The organism is Actinomadura craniellae (assembly GCF_003289645.1).
GTDB classification, from domain to species: domain Bacteria; phylum Actinomycetota; class Actinomycetes; order Streptosporangiales; family Streptosporangiaceae; genus Actinomadura_D; species Actinomadura_D craniellae.
This window is the reverse complement of record NZ_QLYX01000012.1, coordinates 202,912-224,539: the sequence shown is the minus strand read 5'-3', so window position 1 is coordinate 224,539 and position 21,628 is coordinate 202,912. Positions and strand designations below refer to the sequence as shown.

Here is a 21,628-nt window from a genome sequence, read left to right as displayed (position 1 = left end):
GGAGAAGCCGTGAACGTCCAGCCACCACCCGAGGACCGGACCGATGCCGAGAACGCCGACCGGGGCTTCGTCGGTTCGGCGGCACACCGGGAGATCAAGGACGCCGCGGGCCGGGTCGTCTGGGACCTGGACGCCTACGCGTTCCTCGCCGCGGAGTGCCCGGAGACGGCGAACCCGAGCCTGTGGCGGCAGTCCCGGCTCACCGCCAAGCACGGCCTCTACCAGGTCACCGATGGTCTCTACCAGGTGCGCGGCTTCGACCTGTCCAACGTCTCCTTCATCGAGGGCGACCGGGGCGTCATCGTCGTGGACCCGCTGCTGTCGACCGAATGCGCGGCGGCGGCGCTGGCCCTGTACCGCGAGCACCGCGGGCGGCGCCCGGTGACGGCGGTGATCTACAGCCATTCCCACGCCGACCACTTCGGCGGGGTCCGCGGTGTCCTCGACGGGACCGAGGACGTCCCGATCGTGGCCCCGGCGGAGTTCATGGAGCACGCGGTCTCGGAGAACGTCTACGCCGGCACCGCGATGAACCGGCGCGCGATCTACATGTACGGCACCGAACTGCCCAAGGGACCGGCCGGGCAGATCGGTACCGGGCTCGGCCAGACCACCTCCGCCGGCACGATCTCCCTGATCGCGCCCACGCTGTCGGTGCACGAGACCGGCCAGGAGGAGGTGATCGACGGGGTCCGGATCGCGTTCCAGCTCACCCCGGGCACCGAGGCGCCCGCCGAGATGAACTTCCACATCCCCGGGCGGCGCGCGCTGTGCATGGCCGAGAACGCCACCCACAACCTGCACAACGTGCTGACGCTGCGCGGCGCCCCGGTGCGCGACCCGCGGGTGTGGGCGCGCTACCTCACCGAGGCGATCGAACTGTTCGCCGCCCGCTCCGACGTGCTGTTCGCCTCCCACCACTGGCCGACCTGGGGCACCGCCGAGCTGACCGGCTTCCTGCGGCAGCAGCGCGACCTGTACGCCTACCTGCACGACCAGACCCTGCGGCTGCTCAACCAGGGCCACACCGGCACCGAGATCGCCGAGCTGATCCGGTTGCCGCCCGCACTGGAGGGGGCCTGGCACGCCCGCGGCTACTACGGCTCGGTCTCCCACAACGTCAAGGCCGTCTACCAGCGGTACATGGGATGGTTCGACGGCAACCCCGCCCACCTGTGGGAGCTGCCGCCGCAGGAGTCGGCGAGGAAGCACGTGGAGTTCATGGGCGGCGCCGAAGCCGTCCTGCCCAAGGCCCGGGCGGCCGCCGCGGCCGGCGACCTGCGCTGGGCCGCCCAGGTGCTCAACTACCTGGTGTTCGCCGACCCCGGCGACACCGCCGCCCGCGACCTCCTCGCCGAGGTCTACGACCGGCTCGGCCAGGGCAGCGAGAACGGCACCTGGCGGAACTTCTACCTCCAGGGGGCGGCCGAACTGCGCGGCCACAAACCTGTCAGCACCATCGACAGCACCAGCCCGGACGTCCTCCAGGCCCTCGGCACCGACCAGATCTTCGACTCCCTGGCCATCCGGGTGAACGGCCCGCGCGCCTGGGACGTCCACCTGATCATCGACTGGAACCTCACCGACCTCAAGGAGGAGGTGCGGCTCAGCCTCGCCAACGGCGTCCTCACCCGGACGCGCGCCCACGACGGCACCCCGGCCGACCTGACCGTGACCCTCACCAGACCGCAACTGCTCGCCCTGGCCACCACCGGGAACCTGGACGGGACCCGGCTCGACGGCGACCGGCAGGCACTCGGCACGCTGCTCGGCCTCCTCGACCGCGGCGACCGCGACTTCGACATCGTCACCCCCTGAGCCCCCCGGGCGTCGTGCCCGCGGAACCGCCCGCCCCGAGGATCCCGGGCCCGAGACGGAAGCGACATGCTTGCGCAGGTACGTAGCCGGCTCGTTCCCGTGGCGCAGCGGCGGACGCTGGAGGAGCTCACCGACGATCTCGATCTGCGCACCGGCGACCGCGCGTCCAAGCACTCGGCGTTCTGGACGATGCTCGTCCTGTCCTCGGTGATCGCCGCCGCCGGTGTGCTGTCCGACTCGACCGCGACGGTCATCGGCGCCATGATCATCGCCCCGCTGTCGACGCCGATCATGGGGGTGGCGCTGGGGCTGGTGAAACGCTCCAGAACCGGCGCGGGGCGGTTCGCCCTCGGCGGCGCGGCCACGGTCGTCGCCGTGGGGCTGGTGGCGTCCCTGGCCGTGCCGAGGTCGTACGAGCTACTGTCCAACGCCCAGATCTCCGGGCGGACGTCACCCGGCCTGGCGGACCTGCTCTCTGCACTGGCGACCGGCCTCGCGGGGGCCGTCGCCCTCGCCCGCCGCGACGTGGCCGCGGTCCTGCCCGGGGTGGCGATCGCGATCTCACTCGTGCCGCCGCTGGTCGTGGCCGGCGTCTGCCTCGGAGACGGCGCGCCGATGCTCGCGGCCGGCGCGCTGGTGCTGTTCCTGTCCAACATGCTATCGCTCGTGCTGGCCGGGACGTTCGTCTTCGCCGCCCTCGGCTACGCCGTCCCCGCCCCCGCCGTCTCGCGCACCCGGACCGTCCTGGCGCTCGGCGGGCTCGGCCTGCTCGTGGCGGTGCCCCTGGTCCTGAGCACGGCGGCGAACTACCTCTTCGCCGTCTGGGAGACCCGGGTGGAGCGGGTCGCGACCGAGTGGCTGGCGGCCGAACCGCACGCCACCGTCACCGACGTCCAGGCACGATCGACGACCTTCCACATCTCCGTCCGCACCTCCGCGGCGCTGCCTCCGATCCCGGACCTGCGCGCCCGCCTCCGGGGCGTCGTCCCCGCCGGCTCGTCCGTCGTCGTGGAGACCACCTGGGGCCGCACGATCGACGCCGGGCACGTGGGACCCTGACCAGGCCGGTTCTACCGACCCACCTCCACCGTGCGACCGGAGAGCCTAGGTTAAGGCTGGCCTTGAGTTCGAGGAGGAGTGACCGTGCCCAAGCGCATCCCGCAGGACTGGGAAACCCTGGAGCGGGAGCTCCATGACGCCGGCGTCTCCCCCGCCGAAATCGAGGCCGGCGCACGTGAGCTGCTCGCCGTGGCTGATGTCGCCGGTCCGGGGTGCACCGCTGAAGCCGGTGGACGGTCAGGCGGAGAGCTCAGGTCCGGTAGGGGTCGATGAGGCTCATCGGGGTCCGTGCCACCTCCAGCGCCCCGGTCGGGAAGCGGGGGCCGGGGGTGTAGTAGCGGGCTCTGGTCCGGCCCACCGATTCGAGTACCTCCGCGGCCACGAGGTCGCGGAGGTCTCGTTGTGCCTGTTGTTTGCTCAGCCCTTCGGCGTGCTCGTACCGGAGCCGCCGGACCCGGCCGCTCAGCGCGACCTCGTGGAGCGCCGAGATCACGCGTTCGTCGAGGCGCCCGCCCGCGGCGAAGTCCGCGAGGGCCGTCCAGACCTGGCCGGATCTCCGCAGGCGGTTGCGGACCGTCTGGGCCTGCTGGTGGTAGGCGACGAGGTTGAAGCGGATCCAGCCGGAGACGTCCTGGTCGGGGCGGTAGGCCGGGCCTCGGGCGCCGAGTTCCCGGTAGTACTCCCAGGTGTTCCCGGGGCGGCCGAGCCACGCTTCGATCGAGGAGAACTCCGGTGCCAGGACCCCCTCTCTGGCGATCATGAGCGTCTGCAGGGAGCGGGACATCCGGCCGTTCCCGTCGCTCCAGGGGTGGATCGACACCAGGTGCAGGTGCGCCATCGCGGCGCGCACCAGCGGGTGCGCCTCGTCGGCGGCGTTCAGCCAGTCGACCAGTTCCGCCATCAGGCCGGGCACCTCGTGCGCGTCGGGCCCCGTGTAGGCGGCGATGCTCGGATCGCGGGCATCGGTGACGTACACCGGCCCCCTGCGCCACTGCCCGGCGGGTTTTCCCGCGGTGTGGCGATGCCCTTGGAGCATCCAGTGCAGGCCGTTCAGCAGCCCCTTGCCGTACGAGAAGTCCGGCACGTCATGCAAGGTCTGGATATAGGTCATCATGCGCTGGTAGGCGAGTGTCTCTTCCCGGTTCTCCTCCGAGACCTCGACGTCGCGCTCCCCCTCCATCAGGTCCGCGACGTCGACCGTGGAGACCCGGAACCCCTCGATGGAGTTCGACGCGGCCACCGCGTCCGCGGTGAGGAACTTCCGCAGCCCCTCCGCCCACTTGACGGGCACCGCACGTACCTGGTGCCGCAACTCGTGCCGCATCGACTCGACCTCGTCGAGCACCCGGCGGTCGGCGGCGTCCAGGCTCGGGACGGGAAACAACATGACCGAACGATACGATGACGCAATCACCACGTCAAAGTGTGTCGCCGGACGTGCAGCAGGTGCGGCGAGCGTGGTCCGTCGAGGGCGGCTCGAAGCGGTCGGTCCAGTCATCGTCAAGGGTGCTGCGAGAGCCGTTGAGCAGGTTTGACCCGTCGCTACCGCATTGTCACTGCAAAGGGTGGGTCGGAATGTCGACCGATGGCGCCAACACGAGTGGCGAGGTCACTTTTGTGAACAGATTCACCGTCCACGCCTCCCCCGAGGAATTCGAGCGCGTCTTCGCGGAGGTCTCGGAGTTCATGACGCGCCAGGACGGCTTTCTCCGCAACACACTGCTCCAGCACGTCGATGAGCCGCACAGTTTCATCAACATCGCGCACTGGCGCGACGCCGCCAGTTTCCGGAAGGCGCTGGCCCATCCGGCATTCAAGCCGCACGCCATGACACTGCGTGGGCTGAGCGCCAGCGAACCCAACCTGTACGCGCCGCGCCGGAGTTTTTCCGCGGGGCCCGCGGGCGACGAAGCCGGTCGAGACCTCCCATGAACCATCGCGTGGTCATCACGGGAATCGGTGTCGTCGCCCCCGATTCCATCGGCACCAAGCGGTACTGGGAACTGCTGGCCGCCGGCCGTCCGGCGACCCGGCGCATCACCTTCTTCGACCCCTCCCCGTTCCGCTCGCAGGTCGCCGCGGAGTGCGACTTCGACCCGCTGCGCGAGGGGCTGTCCCCGCAGCAGGTCCGGCGCATGGACCGGGTCACCCAGCTGGCCGTGGTGAGCGCCCGGGAATGCCTCGACGACAGCGGCCTGGACCGCGAGGACCTCGACCCGGCCCGCACCGGGGTGGTCATCGGCAGCGCGGTGGGATGCACGATGGGGCTGGAGGAGGAGTACGTCGTCGTCAGCGACGGCGGGCGCAAGTGGCTCGTGGACGAGTCGTACGCGGTACCGCACCTGTTCAACCACTACGTGCCCAGCTCGATCGCCGCCGAGCTGGCCTGGGAGGTCGGCGCCGAGGGCCCGGTCTCCACGGTCTCCACCGGCTGCACCTCCGGGCTCGACTCGGTGGGACACGCGGTCGGGCTGATCCGCGAGGGGTCGGCGGACGTGATGGTGGCCGGGGCCAGCGACGCGCCGATCTCGCCGATCACGATGGCGTGCTTCGATGCCATCAAGGCGACCACGCCCCGCAACGACGAACCGGGACGGGCGTCCCGGCCGTTCGACCGCACCCGGAACGGCTTCGTGCTGGGCGAGGGCGCCGCGGTGTTCGTCCTGGAGCGGCTGGAGCACGCCCGCCGGCGCGGCGCGCACATCTACGCGGAGATCGGCGGGTTCGCCTCGCGCAGCAACGCCTACCACATGACCGGCCTGCGCCCCGACGGGCGGGAGATGGCCGAGGCCATCGACGCGGCCCTGGCGCAGTCCCGGCTCTCCCCTTCGGACCTGGACTACGTCAACGCGCACGGCTCCGGGACCAAGCAGAACGACCGGCACGAGACGGCCGCCTTCAAGCGCAGCCTCGGCGACTACGCCTACCGGGTCCCGGTCAGCGGCATCAAGTCGATGATCGGTCACTCGCTCGGCGCGATCGGCTCGCTGGAGATCGCGGCGTGCGCGCTGGCGATGGAGCACGGCGTCATCCCGCCCACCGCCAACCTGCACGAGCCCGACCCGGAGTGCGACCTCGACTACGTCCCGCTGCACGCCCGCGCGCAGCCGGTGCGCGCCGCGCTCACCGTGGGCAGCGGCTTCGGCGGCTTCCAGAGCGCCATGGTCCTGACCCGGCCGGAGGTATCGGCCGCATGACCGCCGCCACCGTGGTGACCGGGATCGGCGTCATGGCGCCGACCGGCATGGACGCCGGCCGGCACTGGGCCGCGACGGTACGCGGGGACGCCGCGATCGGGCCGATCACGCGGTTCGACCCCGAGCCGTACAGCAGCCGGCTGGCCGGCGAGATCGCCGGGTTCGAGCCGGGCGACCACCTGCCCAGCCGGCTGCTGCCGCAGACCGACCACATGACGCGGCTGGCGCTCGTCGCGGCGGACGAGGCGCTGGCGGACGCCGGTGTCGAGCCGTCCGAACTACCCGAGTACGCGGTCGGCGTGGTCACCGCGAGCACGGCCGGCGGCTTCGAGTTCGGCCACCGCGAGCTGGAGAAGCTGTGGAGCAAGGGGCCCGAGCACGTCAGCGCCTACCAGTCCTTCGCCTGGTTCTACGCGGTCAACACCGGCCAGATCTCGATCCGGCACGGCCTGCGCGGGCCCAGCGGCGTGCTGGTCACCGAGCAGGCCGGCGGGCTCGACTCCCTGGCGCAGGCCAGGCGGCAGGTACGCGGCGGCATCCCCTTCATGATCGGCGGTGGGGTGGACGGCTCGCCCTGCCCCTGGGGCTGGGTCGCCCAGCAGTCCACCGGCCGGGTCAGCACCGAGCAGGAACCGGACCGGGCGTACCGGCCGTTCCACGCCGGCGCGACCGGACACGTCCCCGGTGAGGGCGGCGCGCTGTTCGTGCTGGAGAGCGCGGACGGGGCCCGGGCCCGCGGCGCGCGGACGGTGTACGGGGAGATCTCCGGCTACGCGGCCACCTTCGACCCCCCGCCCGGTACGGACCGCCCGCCGACCCTGCGGCGCGCCGCCGAACTGGCCCTGGCGGACGCGGGCGTCACGGCCCGGGAGGTGGACGTGGTCTTCGCCGACGCGGCGGGGGTGCCCGAGCTGGACGCGATCGAGGCGGACGCCCTGCGGGCGCTCTTCGGCCCGTCCGGCGTGCCGGTCACCGCGCCGAAGACGATGACGGGACGGCTCGGCGCGGGCGGCGCGGCGCTCGACCTGGCCACGGCGCTGCTGGCGATCCGGCACGGCGTGATCCCGCCGACGGTCAACGTGCCGCGCCCGGCCCCGGAGTACGAGCTCGACCTCGTGTCGGCCCCGCGGCGGGCCCGGCTGTCGGTGGCGCTCGTGCTGGCCCGGGGGCACGGGGGGTTCAACGCCGCGATGGTCGTACGCGGGCCTCGATGAGGCGAGGCCCCGACAGAGAGGCAGGTACCGCAATGACGAAGCTGACCGTGACGGAGCTCATGGAGATCATGCGCGAGTGCGCCGGCGAGGGCGAGGGCGTGGCGGCGGCGGGCGACGGCCTCCCGGACACCACGTTCGAGCTGCTGGGCTATGACTCGCTCGCGTTGCTGGAGACCGCCGCCCGCATCGAACGCGACTACGGGGTGCGGCTGGACGACGACCAGGTGACGGAGTCGGAGACACCGCGGGAGCTGCTCTCGCTGGTGAACGGCGCCGTCACCGAGGTCGCCTGAAATCCCGCCGAAGTACGTGACCGGCCACGTCTCCGGCGCCTCAGGAGAGGTTCGCCAGCACCTCGCGGAGGGCGCTGATGACCTTGTCCTGGGTGTCCGGGGACAGTGCCGGGTACATCGGCAGCGAGAAGATCTCCCCGGCCAGTTCCTCCGTCACCGGAAGCGAACCCCGGGCGTAGCCGAGGTGGGCGAAGCCGGTCATGGTGTGCACCGGCCACGGGTAGCTGATGTTCAGGTGGATGTCGTAGGTCTTGAGCGCTTCGAGGATGGCGTCGCGCCGGGGATGGCGCACCACGTGGACGTAGTAGACGTGGTCGTTGCCCGGCACGGTCTTCGGCAGGACCAGGTCGGTGTCGGCCAGGGCCTCGGCGTAGCGCTGGGCCACGGCGCGCCGGCCGGCGACGTAGTCGTCGAGCCGGCGGAGCTTGCGGCGCAGGATCTCCGCGTGCACCTCGTCGAGCCGGCTGTTGTGCCCCGGCGTGGCGACCACGTAGTAGCGGTCCTCCATGCCGTAGTAGCGCAGCCGCCGCATGTTGCGGTCCACCTGCTCGTTGTCGGTGATCGTGGCGCCGCCGTCGCCGTACGCGCCGAGCACCTTGGTCGGGTAGAACGAGAACGCGGCGGCGTCGCCCATGGTCCCCGCGAGCCGGCCGTGGTGCCGGGCGCCGTGCGCCTGGGCGCAGTCCTCCAGGATCACCAGGTCGTGCTTGGCGGCCAGCGCCGTCAGCGGCTCCATGTCGACGCACTGCCCGTACAGGTGCACGGGTAGCAGGCAGCGGGTGCGCGGGGTGATGGCGGCGGCCACCTGGTCGGTGTCCATCAGGTAGTTCTCCCGGTGCACGTCCACGAACACCGGGGTCGCTCCGACGGCGTCGATCGCCACCACGGTGGGCGCCGCGGTGTTCGACACGGTGATCACCTCGTCGCCGGGGCCGACCCCCAGCGCCTGGAGACCCAGTTTGAGCGCGTTGGTGCCGTTGTCGACGCCGGCGCAGTGCGACATCCCGTGGTAGGCGGCGAACTCGGCCTCGAACTCCCGCAGGCTTCGGCCGAGTACGAGCTGCCCCGAGCGGAACACCGTCTCGACCGCGTCGAGGATGTCGTCGCGTTCATTGGCGTATTCGTCGAGATAGTCCCACACCCGAGTCGTCATAAGCGTTTACCACCATCCTGTGATCCCAGGCGATCCCTGTGATATCGCGCGAGCTGGAAGTCAGCACAACGTATCTGACTCGTAGCCCTCTCGATACCTCTTCAATTCCACGATATCGGCCTTGTCCCGCGTGCCCGTGGCTCCATAACCTGAAGCCATGAAGGGGATAATTCTGGCCGGCGGAACCGGCAGCAGGCTGTACCCGATAACGCTCGCGGTTTCCAAGCAGTTGCTGCCGGTGGGCGACAAGCCGATGATCTATTACCCACTCTCCGTGCTGATGCTCGCCGACATCCGCGATATCCTGGTCATCACGACACCGGGCCACCTCGCGCAATTCCAGGAGCTGCTCGGGGACGGGTCGCGGCTGGGGCTGAACATCTCCTACGCGACGCAGTCCCAGCCGCGCGGAATCGCCGAGGCGTTTATCATCGGCGCGGACCATATCGGCGACGACCAGGTCGCCCTGGTGCTCGGCGACAATATCTTCCACGGCAATTCCTTCTCCGACGTCCTGCTCCGCGAGAGCGCCGGCCTGAGCGGCTGCACGCTCTTCGGCTACCCGGTCAACGACCCGCAGCGCTACGGGGTCGGTGAGACCGACGCGGACGGGAAGCTCCTCTCCATCGAGGAGAAGCCGGCCCGGCCCCGCTCCAACCGCGCGATCACCGGGCTGTACCTCTACGACAACGACGCGGTGGACATCGCCAAGAACCTGCGCCCGTCGGCCCGCGGCGAACTCGAGATCACCGACATGAACCTCGCCTACCTCCAGCGCGGGCGGGCCAGGCTCGTCGACCTCGGCCGCGGGTTCGCCTGGCTGGACACCGGGACCCCGGAGGCGCTCCTGCAGGCCGGGCACTACGTGCGGACGCTGGAGGAGCGCCAGGGCGTGCGGATCGCCTGCATCGAGGAGGTCGCGCTGCGCATGGGGTTCATCGGGGCCGAGCAGTGCCGGCGGCTCGGGGCCGAGATCGGCAACTCCGACTACGGCCGGTACGTCATGACCATCGCCGACGAGCTCGTCGGGGCGTGAGCTCGCGGATCATTCTCGCCGCCCGATGAACAGGCCGCGGGCCGTCCAGCCGGATTCCACGTATTCGGCCGGGCAGCCCGCGTCGGCGAACGCCGACAGGTACTCCTCCAGGGTGAACAGCGTCAGCAGGTCGACCTCGGTGAACTCGGTGATGCCCTTGGCGTCGCCCACCAGGAACCGCACCTCCATGCGCGTCGTCCGGCCCTCCCGGGTGGAGTGGGACATCCGGGCGACGGTGCGTTCCCCGTCGCCGCCCAGGTCCCCCGCGACGTAGCCGTCGATGAACCGGTCGGGGAACCACCAGGGCTCCACGACCATGACGCCGCCCGGCACCAGGTGCCGGGCCATGCAACGCACGGCGGCCCGCATGCCCGCCAGCGTCGGCAGGTACCCGATGGCGGTGAACAGGCAGGTCACCGCGTCGAACGTGCGCCCCAGCGAGAAGTCCCGCATGTCCATCTCGTGCAGGGGCACGCCGGGCAGCCGCCGGGCCGCCACGTCGAGCATGTCCGGGGACAGCTCCACTCCCTCGGTGTGCCCGAACAGCGTCCGGAAGGTCTCCAGGTGCGCGCCGGTACCGCACGCCACGTCCAGCAGCGAGTCCGCCTCCGGGTACCTCTCCCTGACGATCCGGGCGGCGTCCGCCGCCTCGGCCGCCCAGTCCTTGCCGCGGCTGCGGTAGATCAGCTCGTACACGTCGGCGAGCTCGGCACCGAACATCATGTCTCCCTCGAACTAGTCGTCGACGAGGGCGACCGCTCGGGTCCAGCCGGCCCCACCGCCAGTGATCTTGACCGGGAAGCAGGCGACCCGGAAGCCGGTCGGCGCGGGCAGCGCGCCGAGGTTGCCGAGGCGTTCCACCTGGCAGTACTCCCGCTGCCGGCCCTCGAAGTGCGCGGGCCACAGCACCGAGCGGTCACCGGTCTTCCGGTAGCGCTCGATGATGTTCCCGAACGGCGCGTCCAGGCTGAAGGCGTCGGTACCGATCACCTTGACCCCGAGGTCGAGCAGCATCCGCACCGCGGGGCCGTCCAGCCCGGCGAAGTCGGTGAAGTACCGCCGGGTGCCGAGGTGGCGCTCGGCGCCGGTGTGCAGCAGGACGATGTCGAGCGGCTGCGGCGTGTACCCGATCCGCGCCAGTTCCTTCTCCAGCCGCGCCGCACCGACGGCACCGGTGCCGGCGTCGGTCAGGTCCAGCACCACGCCCGGGCGGAAGAACCACTCCAGCGGCATCTGGTCGATGTTCCGCGGCACGCCGTCGCCGTACGCCGCCCGCGACCCGTAGTGCGAGGGGGCGTCGACGTGTGTGCCGGTGTGCGTGGTGAGGGAGAGCCGGTCCAGCGACAGGAACTCGCCGTCGGGCAGCTCGTCCGGGTCGAAGTCGATGCCGAAGTGCTCGCGCATCTCCTCGCTCATGTGCACCGCGCCCTCGCGCGGCGTCAGGATCTCGTGCCGCACCGGGTCGGGCTCGTCGAACGCGGCGTCCACCGGCGACGACAGGTCAATGAACCGCACGCCACATCTCCCGAAGCCGACGTCATGGATCACCTCGATCGTGACCGGGGGCGCCGGAGAACCGGTGGGCATCGGCTCGACGGCCCCGGCGGTCAGGGCGGCGCCGCCTCTAGCGGCTCTCGACGGCTCCGCCGCAGCATCGTCGGCAGCAGCGACGATCGCCCAGAGGGAGAAGGCCGTGTCGGTCCAGACTGAGAACCCGCCGTTCGCGACGCTCTACGCCGAACTCCAGCAGTTCTACGCCCGGCACATGCACCTCCTGGACACGGGGGCGGCGGAGGAGTGGGCGGAGACGTTCACCGAGGACGGCACCTTCCTCTCCCCGTCGCTCACCGAACCCGTCCGCGGCCGCACCGCCATCGCGGCGGGCGTGCGCGAGTCGGCGGCGCGGCTGGCGGAGGCCGGCGAGACGCACCGGCACGTGCTCACCACGGTCGACGTGACGCCGCGGCCCGACGGCTCCCTGTTCGCCCGCAGCTACACGCAGGTCATCGCCACGCCGCACGGCGGCCAGGCCCGCCTGCACCTGATGTGCGTGTGCGAGGACGTGCTGGTCCTGGCGGGCGACGGGTTCCGGGTCCGCGAGCGCCGCGTCACCCGCGACGACATGCCGTGACACGACGACGTGACACGACGACGCGGGCGGGCCGCTCACGGCCCGCCCGCGTCGCGTTCCCCGGTCAGCCGAGAGATTCGGCGGAGACGACCGTGGGAGTGGGGAACGGCACGATGAACCGGCCGCCCGAGGCCAGGAACCCGGCCTCCTTCTGGAAGATCTCGGTGGCGTAGTTCCAGGCCAGCAGCAGGAAGTAGTCCGGTGGGCGGACCTCGACGTGGTCGGGGCTGTGCACCGGGATGTGCGTGCCCGGCAGCACCTTGTCCTGCTTGAGCACCGTGGTGTCGATGCAGAACTCCACCTCGGCCGGGCCGAGCCCGCAGATGTTCAGGATCGTCGTGCCCTTGGCCGACGCCCCGTACCCGGCGACGCGCTTCCCCTCGGCCACCAGCCGGCGCACCAGGACGGGGAGTTCCCGCCGGACACGGTCGGTGTGCCGGGCGAAGTCCCGGTAGGCGGCGTCGTCGAACAGCCCGGCCCGCTCCTCCAGGGAGATCAGGTCGGCGACGGCGGGGCCCGGGGTCAGGCCGTCCTCGGAGCGTCCCGCGAAGACCAGGATCGAGCCGCCGTGGACCGGGAACCGTTCCACGTCGAGGGCGCACAGCCCGTGCCGCTCGAAGAGGGTCGCCAGGGTGCGCACCAGGAAGTACGACAGGTGCTCGTGGTAGATCGTGTCGAAGGCGGCCTGCTCCAGCAGGTCCACCGCGTACGGCACCTCGATCGCGAAGATCCCGCCCGGGCCCAGCAGGGCGCGCGCGCCCGCGAGCACCCCGGCCAGGTCGTCGATGTGGGCGAAGACGTGCCGGCCCAGGATGAGCCGGGCGGGGCCGTGTTCCGCGCGTACCGTCCCGGCGCTCTCCGCGGAGAAGAACTCCGGCAGCGTCGGTATGCCGCGCTCGCTCGCGACCTCCGCCAGGTTGCGGGCCGGGTCGACGCCCAGCACGCGCATCCCGGCCCGCCGGAACTCCGCCAGTTGCTGGCCGGTGTTGCTGCCGAGCTCCACCACCAGGTCGCCGGCGGCCAGCCCGCCCCGCTTACAGCAGGTCTCGGCGACGCGGCCCATGTGCCGGGTCATCGTCTCGGAGTCGGAGGTCACGTACGAGTAGCTGCGGTAGAGCACCTCGGGGTCGACGACGTGGGTCACGCTCATCAGCCGGCAGGAGCGGCACGAGATGACGCCGAGCGGGTAGTAGGGCTCGTCCTCGTACGACTCCGCCGGCGGCAGGAACCCGTTGGCCAGGGGCACCGGCCCGAAGGAGACGACGTCCTGCCAGTCCGACCCTCCGCACACCCGGCACCCGGTGACCTGCCGGGCGCTCTCTCCCACGTTCACGAGCGGACCTCCCTCTCGGCGGCCGGCGCCTCGTCCGGCGGCATGAGCAGGCTCTGCAGGCATGCCACGAGGCTGCGCGCCTGGATGTTCAGGTAGTGGCTGTGCCGCAGCAGTTCGACGAGCTGCTGCACGGTCATCCAGCGGAACTCGGGGTGCTGGAACCGGACGTCGACGTCGGACTCCACGATGAGGTAGCGGTTGCGGGCGTGGTAGAAACGCCCGCCCTCCTCCGAGAGGACGGTCTGGAACCGGATCTGCTCCGGGGCGGCGTCCAGCACCGTGTCCAGGAACAGCGGCCGCGCCTCCGGCGGCAGGTGCTCGTAGCTGTGGGGAGTGCACTGGACGGTCGGCGCCAGCTCGACCACGTCCATGTAGCCGGCCTCGATCCGGGTGTTCATCAACACGTGCAGCACCCCGCCGATCTCCCGGACCAGGAAGGCGACGACCCCCATGCCGATCGGGTCCACCATCGGCTGGGTCCACCGGCCCACCTCGCGGCCGCCGGCCTCCACGCGCACCCCGATGACGTCGAAGAAGGCCCCGCTCTCGTGCGAGATCCGACCCTCCTCGCGGCGCCAGCCGGGCAGGCCGGCCAGCGGCACCCGCCGGGTGTGCACCTCGGCCCGGGTGCGGGCCTCGGTGATCCAGCTGAGGATGTCGCCGGTGGAGTGCAGGCTGCCCCCGCCCGGGTCGCACGAGCGCAGCAGCGCGGGGTGGAAGTCGCCGGCGGCCGGCTCCAGCACCGAGGCCAGTTCGCCGTGCGCGAAGGGCAGGCAGGACAGCACCGTGCGGGCGTCCATGTTGATCAGGTCCTCGGCCGCGAGCAGCCGGTGCAGCTGGCCCAGCGTCAGCCAGCGGAAGCCGTCGGCGACCTCGACGTCCTCGGGGACCTCGACGACGATGTTCCGGTTGCGCTTGCGGTGGAAGGCCGACCCCTGCTCGGACTGCCGGACGTCCGCCAGCACCCGGCGCCGCGCCGGGTCCTGGAAGTACTCCAGGTAGGGCACGGGCCGGCCGCCGTGCACCCGGGTGTAGTTGCTGCGCGTCGCCTGCACCGTCGGGGAGAGCTGGAGGCCGTTGCTGTTGCCGGGCTCCACCTTGGCCTGCATCAGGCAGTGCAGGACCCCGTCGAACTCCTTGACCAGGATCCCGAGGACGCCCACCTCCGGCTGGTTGATGATGGGCTGGCTCCAGGCCCCGACCCGGTTGGCGGGGATCCGCACCTCCAGGCCCTCGACGGTGAAGAACCGCCCGGTGTGATGCCGGATGTTGCCGGTGCCGGGGTCGGTCTCCCACCCGGTGAGCTCGTCCAGCGGGACGCGGTCCACCCGCGCGTACGAGCGCTTCCCGACGTCCTCGTACCAGCGGTGGAAGTCCGCCAGCGAGGTCACCCCGTCGTCGCCGGCGCGCACGGACTCCGCGATCCGCAGCGGCGTCGGGCTGCTCTCTGACGACAGGAGCGCGGAACGGTCCGTCATGAAGGCTCCTCGGTGTCCGCGGACGCTTCCCACATGTCCTTCAGCGAGTCCGGCAGGCCGATCCGGGGCTCCCAGCCCAGGACCTTCCCGGCCAGCGTGATGTCGGCCAGCACCCAGTCGCCGCCCCTGGACTCGACCCGCCCCGCCCGCTCCCGCACGCCGTCCGCGGGGAACCCCGCGGCGGTGAACAGGAGGGCGATGATCTCGCGCATGGTCGGTGCCTCGCCCCGGCCGACGTTGATGACCTGGCCGGTGACCGGCAGGGTGGCGGCCTTCACCGCCGCCGCCGCCAGGTCCCGGACGTCGAGGAAGTCGCGCCGGGCCCGGACGACCTCCAGCTCGACCGGCTCCCCCGGCGGCGCCGCGCGCAGCCGGCGCACGACCGCGCCGAGGAAGCTCGCCGGCGTCACCGCGGGCCCGCAGATGTTGACGGCCCGGAGCACCACGCCGTCGATCCGGCCCGCCCGTGTCGCCCGGAGCACGGCCTCGGCGCCGGCGAGCTTGGTGCGCGCGTACGCGGTTTCGGGCCGGGGCTCCACGGACTCGTCGATGGGCCTGCCCTCGGGCACCGGGCCGTACTCGTGGATGGAACCCAGCTGCACCAGGCGGACCGGGCGCGGCAGCAGGGCCAGGCCCTCGATCAGGTTCTCGACGAGCCGCACGTGGGCGTGCTCGTTCTCCGCGTCCCCGGACAGCCAGCCCCCGGTGGCGTTGACCACGGCGTCGACGCCCTCGGACTCCAGCAGCCCGGCCAGGTCGCCGGGCGCCGCCGCGGCGACGTCGAGCGGGACGAACGTGTCGGCGCGGGCCACCGGCGCGCGCCCGCGGGCCACGGCGACCACGCGGTGGCCGGCCCGGGCGAACGCGGCCGCCGCCCCGCCGCCCACGCAGCCCGTGGCGCCCAGCACCGCGACGGAGCCCATGCCGCTCACCGGTCCGGCGGGTACAGCGCCCGCTCCAGCTCCAGGCACCGGGCGTAGTCCGGCAGCGTGCCGTCCTTCTCGATCATCGCCAGCGTGGGCGCCGCGCGGTCACGCTCGGACATGATCGGGTCGATGTCGTCCGGGATGGGCAGGTCGAGCGCCGGGTCGAAAACCGACAGCGCCAGTTCGTTCTCTTTGACGTATTCGCCGGAGAGCATGTACGACATCACCGTGTCGTCCTCCAGCGCCACGAAGGCGTGCGCGACGCCGACCGGGAAATAGACCGCCCGGAACTCCTCGGTGTCGAGCAGCACGGAATCGGTACGCCCGTACGTCGGCGAGCCGGCCCGGATGTCGATGATGATGTCGAGGGCCTTGCCGCGCGCGCAGTAGACGTATTTGGCGGTGCCCGGCGGGGTCAGCGTGTAATGGGCGCCGCGGATCGACCCCCGGCGCGAGCGGCTGTGGTTGGTCTGGGCCACCGGGAAGAGACCGTGCCCCAGCGCCTTGCGCGCCGCCGTCTCCTGGAAGGGCGACGTGAAGATTCCGCGTTCGTCGGCAAAGGTCTGCGGCTTGAACTCGAATGCGCCGTCCACGGCGAGCTTTCGCGACTGCACTGGGGCCGTCCTCACTGATGCTCGTAACGGGTCACGGTCAGACGATGTGGACCTTGGGAACGTACAGAATCCAGCGGCCCCCGGAATCGTGGAAGGCGCGCTCCTTCGCCATGATCTCTTCCGCGTGGTTCCACGCGAACAGCAGCGCGTAGTCCGGATACGGCTCGGCCAGGGCCTCGGGGGGACGGACCGGGATGTGCGAGCCCGGCATCAGCCGCCCGTGCTTGGCCGGAGTGGTGTCGCAGACGAACGAGACCAGGTCGGGCCCGATCCCGCAGTAGTTCGTCACGGTGGCGCTCTTGGCCGTCGCGCCGTAGCCCACGACGCGCTTGCCGTCCGCGCGCAGCTCCCGCAGCAGCTTCATGAGGTCGGTGGAGATGCTCTCGATGTTGGCGGCGAACGGCGCGAACGCCGCGGGCGTGCCCAGCCCCCGCGCCTCCTCCTCCGCCAGCAGTTCGGCCACCGCGGGGGTGGGTTCGCGGCGGCCGGCCCGGGCCAGCGTGTAGCGCAGCTCGCCGCCGTGCACCGCGAGCCGCTGCACGTCGGCCACTTCGAACCCGAACCGGAGCGCCGCGGCCTGCACCGAGCGGACCGTGAAGAAGAAGAAATGCTCGTCGTAGATCTGGTCGAAGGTGTTGCGCTCGAGGATGTCACCCAGGTACGGGTCCTCGAAGACGAAGACGCCGTCGGGTGCGAGCAGCGCGTCCACGCCGCGCAGCACCGAGCCGATGTAGGGGATGTGGCAGATGGTGTTGGCCGAGTAGATCAGGTCGGCGGGCCCCTCGGCGGCCACGATCTCGGCGGCCACCGACTCCTCGAAGAAGTCGATGCGCACCCGCACCCCGTTGGACCGGGCGAGCTCGGCGACCCCGCCCGACGGCTCCACGCCCAGGTGCCGGACGCCCGCCTTGGCGAGCGTCCGGAGCATGACGCCGTCGTTGCAGCCGATCTCGACCGCGAACGGGTCGGGGCCGCTCAGGTGCTCCTGGAGGAAGGCGCCGGCGGTCTGCTCGAAGTGCCGGCGCATGTGCTCGGAGCCGGACGAGTGGTAGGGGTAGTCGGCGTGGAACATCCGGTCCCGCGCCACCTCTTCGAGGAGCTGGGTCATCGTGCACGAGTCACAGACCCCCACGGCGAGCCGGAAGAAGAACTCGTGCTCGATGTCGTCGGGGCTCAGGAACGCATCGGACAGGGGCTGGCGCCCGAAGTCGAAGAGCTGGGTGATGGATCCGTCGCAGACACGACAGCGCATGGACTCTTCCCTCGATTCGTAGGGCCTGGCGTTCTGGCTCACTTACCGGAGACCGGGAAGCGAAGGACCCCGGCCGTGATCGCCGAGCGCAGGCGGCGCAGCACGTCGCCGGTGCGGGCGATCTCGGGCCAGGCGGCCGCGATGGCGCGCACGCCGGCGGCCGCCTGCATCCGGACCATCGGAGCGATGATCCCCGGGTAGAGGTCGTCGCCGGACAGCGACAGGTGCTCGGCCCGGGACGTCCGCTGGATGTCGAAACGGTCCGGGTCGGTGTGGACGCGGGGGTCCCGGTTGGCGGCCTCGACGACCACGACCAGCTCGTTCCCGGTCTCGACCTGGCGGCCGGCCAGCTCGAAGTCCTCGGTCGCGTACAGCCGGCGCAGCCGGATCGGCGGCGCGTACCGCAGCGTCTCCTCGACGGCGGCGGGGGCCAGGCCGGGGTCGTCCCGCAGCAGCTTCCACTGCGCGGGGTCGTCGAGCAGCGCGGCCAGCGCGTTGCACACCAGGTTCGCCGCGGTCTCGGCGCCGACCACCGCGAACAGCATGGACGCCGCGAGGACGTCGCCCGGCTCCGGCGACGGCAGCCCGAGCAGGCCGTCCCGCCCGGGTTCGACGTGCTCTTCGAGCAGCTCCGACATGCCGGACAGCGCGGCGGTCAGCGCCCGGGCCGAGCGCAGGTTCGGCGGGATCAGCGTGGCGTCCAGCAGGCCCACCGCCCCCTCGTGCAGCTCGGCGAACCGGGCGTGCCGCTCCGGGGGCAGCCCGAGCAGGGCGCCGGCGAACGCGGCGGCGGCCGGGCGGGCGAGGTCGGTCATCAGGTCGAACCGCTCGTCCAGGCCGGCGGCCAGCCGCTGGTAGGTGTCGGTGACGTCCGCGGTGCGGCGCTGCGCGGCGTCCCCGCCGGCCAGCGGCTCGACCAGGCGGTGCAGCCGGGTGTACTCGGCCCGGTCCCGCTCGACGGGCAGGCCGCCGAGCGGGAGCACGTCCCGGAGCACGGGCACGTCCCAGGGCATGGGCTCGTCCTCCGCCTCGCCGGCGGGCGGATCGGGGGTCGGCGGCCGGGAGCCGAGCCGGGAGTCCCGCAGCGCGGCCGCGCCGAGCTCGTGGTCGGCCGTGACCCACACGCCGGCGCTGCTCCAGTACAGCGGCCCGCGGTCCCTGATCTGCCGGCCGAGCTCGTGTGGGTCGTCGCTCGCCACCCGGAGCAGGAGAGCGTAGGGGTCGCCCTTGGTACCGATGATCCATTGGATGCCGCGGTAGGTCAGCAGCGCCCGTCCCAGTTCGCTGTCGGTCTTGGTCGCCATGTGCCGCAGCGTGGCAACCGCCGCTCGCGGTTCGCTCGACCTGGTGGCCGGGCCGCCGGGCCCCGTTCGACCGCGCCGCGAGACGTCTCCGAAGCGGGGGCTCAGCCCGTGGCGGCGCGGTGTTCCGCGGCCAGCCTTTCGAGCTGGGGAACGATGCCGGCCGGGGTGGGCATGCCGCGCATCTCGGTGCGCAGCCGGGCCGCGTTCCGCGCGAACGAGGGCTCCGCCAGCACCCGCTCCAGCATGTTCCGCAGGTGTGCGGCGGAGACCTCCCCGGCGGGGAGGTCGGTCCAGGCCAGCCCCGCCCCCGACTCCTGGAGCCGCCGCGCCTTCAACGCCGCGTCCCATTCCCGGCTCGGCACGACGACCTGCGGGACGCCGTGGACCGCGGCGGTCTGTGCCGTGCCGAAGCCGCCCTGGTGGACGATCGCCGAGCAGCCGGGCAGCAGCTCGTTCAGCGGGACGAAGCCGACCGCGCGCACGTTGTCCGGCACCCGGGCGACGGTGGCCAGCTGCCCGGCGTCCAGCGTCGCCACCACCTCCACGTCCAGGCACGCCACCGCTTCCAGCAGCTCGCCGACCGGCACCTGGTCCCCGCCCATCACCTCGCGGAACGACAGGCCCAGGCTCAGGCACACCCGGGGGCGCTTCGGCGGTTCACGCAACCACCCCGGCAGCACCGACGGCCCGTTGTAGGGCACGTAACGCACCGGCACATAGTGATGGTCCACCGGGAAACGCATCGACCCCGGAAAGGAGTCGATCGTCCACTGCCCCATCACCAGGTCCTCACCGAACCCGCCGCCGTAGCGGCCCGCCAGCCAGTCCAGCCACTCGGCCATCGGATCGTCGCGGAGCTGCGCCGGGCGGTCCGCCGCCGCGCGCAGGTACCGCTCCCGCATCCGCCCGATCAGGTCCAGGCCGTACAGCATCCGGGCGTGCGCCGCGCCGCACGCCCGCGCCGCCACCCCGCCCGCGAACAGCAACGGATCCCAGATCACCAGGTCCGGACCCCACCCGCGGGCGAACTCCACCAGCTCATCGGTCAGGTCCCGCCCCGACATGTCCTCGAAGATCATGACCCAGGTGGCGAACAGGCCCTGCATGTGGTCGTAGGTCAGCTTCTCGGGGCGGAACTCGTCCAGCGGCATCTCGGTCGCCGGATCCAGGATCTCGCCGGTGAACTCCTCGGCCTCGTCCTGCGGCTCGGGCTCCGCCCCGTCCTGGATCCTCGTCTCCAGGTCGGCCGGCACGCCGATCGGCACCGCGGTCAGGCCGGCCCTGGTGATGTCGTCCACCACGTCGGGCTGGCCGACCACGCACACCTCATGACCCGCCGCACGCAGCGCCCACGCCAACGGGACCTGCGGATACGCATGCGCCTTCTCCGCCACCGTCAGGAACAGGACCCGCATGACCCCTCCGGACGCGAGTGTTCCGCGGTCAGCTTCTCGAGCAGGGGGACGATGTCGGCGGGGGCCGGGGTGCCGCGCATCTCGGTGCGCAGCCGGGCCGCGTTCCGCGCGAACGAGGGCTCCTCCAGCACCCGCACCAGCATGCCCTTGAGCCGATCGGCGGTGATCTCTTCGACCTGGGACCGGGGTACGCAGAGCCCCGCGCCCGCCTGCTCGATCCGCTGCGCCCTGACCTCGATGTCCCACACCTCGGACGGCAGCGCGATCTGCGGGACACCGTGCGCCAGAGCGGTCTGCGAGCTGCCGAAACCACCATGGTGGACGATCGCCGAGCAGGTGGGCAGCAGCTCGTTCAGCGACACGAAGTCGACCGCGCGCACGTTGTCCGGCACCCGGGCGACGGTGGCCAGCTGCTCGGCGTCCAGCGTCGCCACCACCTCCACGTCCAGACCCGCCACCGCCTCCAGCAGCTCGCCGACCGACATCCGGTCGCCGCCGAGCGACTCGCGGAACGACAGGCCCAGGCTCAGGCACACCCGGGGGCGCTTCGGCGGTTCACGCAACCACCCCGGCAGCACCGACGGCCCGTTGTAGGGCACGTAACGCACCGGCACATAGTGGTGATCGACCGGGAAACGCATCGACCCCGGAAAGGAGTCGATCGTCCACTGCCCCATCACCAGGTCCTCACCGAACCCGCCGCCGTAACACTCCGCCGCCAGATCCAGCCACTCGGCCATCGGGTCGTCGCGGACCAGCGCCGAACGCTCGGCCAGCGCCGCCACGAAGCGTCCCCGCATCCGCCCGATCAGGTCCAGGCCGTACAGCATCCGGGCGTGCGCCGCGCCGCACGCCCGCGCCGCCACCCCGCCCGCGAACAGCAACGGATCCCAGATCACCAGGTCCGGACCCCACCCGCGGGCGAACTCCACCAGCTCATCGGTCAGGTCCGGGTTCGACATCTCCTGGAAAATCATGACCCAGGTGGCGAACAGGCCCTGCATGTGGTCATGGGTCAGCTTCTCGGGGCGGAGCTCGTCCAGCGGCATCTCGACCGTGGGGTCGGGAAACTCCTCGGCGTCCTCCGCGGCCTCGACGCCGGCAGGCTGCCCGGCGTCGTCCTGCCGCTCGGCGGTCGAGCCTTCCTGGACCCGCTGCGCGAGGTCGAGGGACGCGCCGATCGGCACCGCGGTCAGGCCGGCCCTGGTGATGTCGTCCACCACGTCGGGCTGGCCGACCACGCACACCTCATGACCCGCCGCACGCAGCGCCCACGCCAGCGGGACCTGCGGATACGCATGCGCCTTCTCCGCCACCGTCAGGAACAGGACCCGCATGCGCCCACCCCACCTCCCGGAAACGATCCATCCGAGGATCACGGTCCCCTCTGGAGAAGCCGTGGAGC

At 71.7% G+C, this 21,628-nt stretch carries 20 protein-coding genes; 8 read left to right on the top strand and 12 right to left on the bottom strand.

The window, feature by feature from the left end; all coding sequences use genetic code 11:
* The first annotated feature begins 9 nt into the window (after window positions 1–9).
* Together DPM19_RS24395 and DPM19_RS24390 are read left to right on the top strand one after the other, a co-directional pair.
* A complete protein-coding gene (locus DPM19_RS24395; protein ID WP_233510706.1) occupies window positions 10–1,818 on the top strand; it encodes an alkyl/aryl-sulfatase in 1,809 nt (602 codons plus the stop codon).
* Between the two features lie 66 nt (window positions 1,819–1,884).
* Window positions 1,885–2,877 carry a DUF389 domain-containing protein gene (locus DPM19_RS24390; protein WP_111870336.1) on the top strand — a complete coding sequence of 331 codons (993 nt, stop codon included), beginning with the start codon at window positions 1,885–1,887 and terminating at the stop codon, window positions 2,875–2,877.
* Window positions 2,878–3,127: 250 nt separating this feature from the next.
* Here the strand turns inward: DPM19_RS24390 and DPM19_RS24380 are convergent, their stop codons facing one another.
* On the bottom strand, window positions 3,128–4,264 hold the full coding sequence (locus tag DPM19_RS24380) for a Fic family protein (RefSeq protein WP_111870335.1): 1,137 nt from the start codon (window positions 4,262–4,264) through the stop codon (window positions 3,128–3,130).
* Window positions 4,265–4,452: 188 nt separating this feature from the next.
* Between DPM19_RS24380 and DPM19_RS24375 the strand changes: the two genes are divergently transcribed.
* Genes DPM19_RS24375 through DPM19_RS24360 form a run of 4 tightly spaced genes read left to right on the top strand, consistent with a single transcriptional unit; the run spans window position 4,453 to window position 7,581 of the window.
* Window positions 4,453–4,809 carry an antibiotic biosynthesis monooxygenase family protein gene (locus tag DPM19_RS24375; protein WP_111870334.1) on the top strand — a complete coding sequence of 119 codons (357 nt, stop codon included), beginning with the start codon at window positions 4,453–4,455 and terminating at the stop codon, window positions 4,807–4,809.
* Complete coding sequence (locus DPM19_RS24370; RefSeq protein WP_111870333.1) at window positions 4,806–6,074, top strand: beta-ketoacyl-[acyl-carrier-protein] synthase family protein; 1,269 nt, start codon at window positions 4,806–4,808, stop codon at window positions 6,072–6,074. Before DPM19_RS24375 ends, DPM19_RS24370 begins: the two co-directional genes overlap by 4 nt.
* A complete protein-coding gene (locus DPM19_RS24365) occupies window positions 6,071–7,288 on the top strand; it encodes a ketosynthase chain-length factor (RefSeq protein ID WP_111870332.1) in 1,218 nt (405 codons plus the stop codon). The genes DPM19_RS24370 and DPM19_RS24365 overlap by 4 nt, the downstream gene beginning before the upstream one ends.
* 32 nt (window positions 7,289–7,320) lie before the next feature.
* Window positions 7,321–7,581 (top strand): acyl carrier protein, encoded by a 261-nt coding sequence (locus DPM19_RS24360; protein WP_111870331.1) that lies wholly within the window; start codon window positions 7,321–7,323, stop codon window positions 7,579–7,581.
* A gap of 40 nt (window positions 7,582–7,621) precedes the next feature.
* Here the strand turns inward: DPM19_RS24360 and DPM19_RS24355 are convergent, their stop codons facing one another.
* Window positions 7,622–8,734: a DegT/DnrJ/EryC1/StrS family aminotransferase gene (locus DPM19_RS24355; RefSeq protein ID WP_111870330.1), complete on the bottom strand. Its 1,113-nt coding sequence runs from the start codon at window positions 8,732–8,734 to the stop codon at window positions 7,622–7,624.
* Between the two features lie 157 nt (window positions 8,735–8,891).
* Between DPM19_RS24355 and rfbA the strand changes: the two genes are divergently transcribed.
* The gene (rfbA, locus tag DPM19_RS24350; RefSeq protein WP_111870329.1) at window positions 8,892–9,770 is read left to right on the top strand and encodes a glucose-1-phosphate thymidylyltransferase RfbA; all 879 of its coding nucleotides are present in this window, start codon (window positions 8,892–8,894) and stop codon (window positions 9,768–9,770) included.
* Between the two features lie 9 nt (window positions 9,771–9,779).
* On the opposite strand, the gene DPM19_RS24345 is transcribed toward rfbA, so the two are convergent.
* A complete protein-coding gene (locus DPM19_RS24345) occupies window positions 9,780–10,493 on the bottom strand; it encodes a class I SAM-dependent methyltransferase (protein WP_325050277.1) in 714 nt (237 codons plus the stop codon).
* 12 nt (window positions 10,494–10,505) lie between these two features.
* Entirely contained in the window at window positions 10,506–11,285 is a 780-nt protein-coding gene (locus DPM19_RS24340; RefSeq protein ID WP_111870328.1) for a cyclase family protein, read from the bottom strand.
* A 178-nt stretch (window positions 11,286–11,463) separates the two neighbouring features.
* On the opposite strand from DPM19_RS24340, the gene DPM19_RS24335 reads away from it, so the two are divergent.
* On the top strand, window positions 11,464–11,901 hold the full coding sequence (locus DPM19_RS24335) for a nuclear transport factor 2 family protein (RefSeq protein ID WP_233510698.1): 438 nt from the start codon (window positions 11,464–11,466) through the stop codon (window positions 11,899–11,901).
* Window positions 11,902–11,965: 64 nt separating this feature from the next.
* On the opposite strand, the gene DPM19_RS24330 is transcribed toward DPM19_RS24335, so the two are convergent.
* From DPM19_RS24330 to DPM19_RS24295, 8 genes are all read right to left on the bottom strand, one after another.
* Complete coding sequence (locus DPM19_RS24330; RefSeq protein WP_233510691.1) at window positions 11,966–13,234, bottom strand: class I SAM-dependent methyltransferase; 1,269 nt, start codon at window positions 13,232–13,234, stop codon at window positions 11,966–11,968.
* Window positions 13,231–14,712, bottom strand: a complete 1,482-nt coding sequence (locus DPM19_RS24325; protein WP_111870325.1) for an NDP-hexose 2,3-dehydratase family protein — start codon at window positions 14,710–14,712, stop codon at window positions 13,231–13,233. Before DPM19_RS24325 ends, DPM19_RS24330 begins: the two co-directional genes overlap by 4 nt.
* On the bottom strand, window positions 14,709–15,635 hold the full coding sequence (locus tag DPM19_RS24320) for an NAD-dependent epimerase/dehydratase family protein (protein ID WP_111870324.1): 927 nt from the start codon (window positions 15,633–15,635) through the stop codon (window positions 14,709–14,711). The genes DPM19_RS24325 and DPM19_RS24320 overlap by 4 nt, the downstream gene beginning before the upstream one ends.
* A 5-nt stretch (window positions 15,636–15,640) precedes the next feature.
* Window positions 15,641–16,252 carry a dTDP-4-dehydrorhamnose 3,5-epimerase family protein gene (locus DPM19_RS24315; protein WP_111870323.1) on the bottom strand — a complete coding sequence of 204 codons (612 nt, stop codon included), beginning with the start codon at window positions 16,250–16,252 and terminating at the stop codon, window positions 15,641–15,643.
* A gap of 37 nt (window positions 16,253–16,289) precedes the next feature.
* Window positions 16,290–17,504 carry a class I SAM-dependent methyltransferase gene (locus DPM19_RS24310; protein WP_111870322.1) on the bottom strand — a complete coding sequence of 405 codons (1,215 nt, stop codon included), beginning with the start codon at window positions 17,502–17,504 and terminating at the stop codon, window positions 16,290–16,292.
* A gap of 38 nt (window positions 17,505–17,542) precedes the next feature.
* Window positions 17,543–18,808 (bottom strand): cytochrome P450 family protein, encoded by a 1,266-nt coding sequence (locus DPM19_RS24305; RefSeq protein WP_111870321.1) that lies wholly within the window; start codon window positions 18,806–18,808, stop codon window positions 17,543–17,545.
* A 101-nt stretch (window positions 18,809–18,909) separates the two neighbouring features.
* Window positions 18,910–20,223, bottom strand: a complete 1,314-nt coding sequence (locus DPM19_RS24300) for an activator-dependent family glycosyltransferase (protein WP_111870320.1) — start codon at window positions 20,221–20,223, stop codon at window positions 18,910–18,912.
* Window positions 20,205–21,560: an activator-dependent family glycosyltransferase gene (locus DPM19_RS24295; RefSeq protein WP_111870319.1), complete on the bottom strand. Its 1,356-nt coding sequence runs from the start codon at window positions 21,558–21,560 to the stop codon at window positions 20,205–20,207. The genes DPM19_RS24300 and DPM19_RS24295 overlap by 19 nt, the downstream gene beginning before the upstream one ends.
* Window positions 21,561–21,628: the final 68 nt, after the last annotated feature.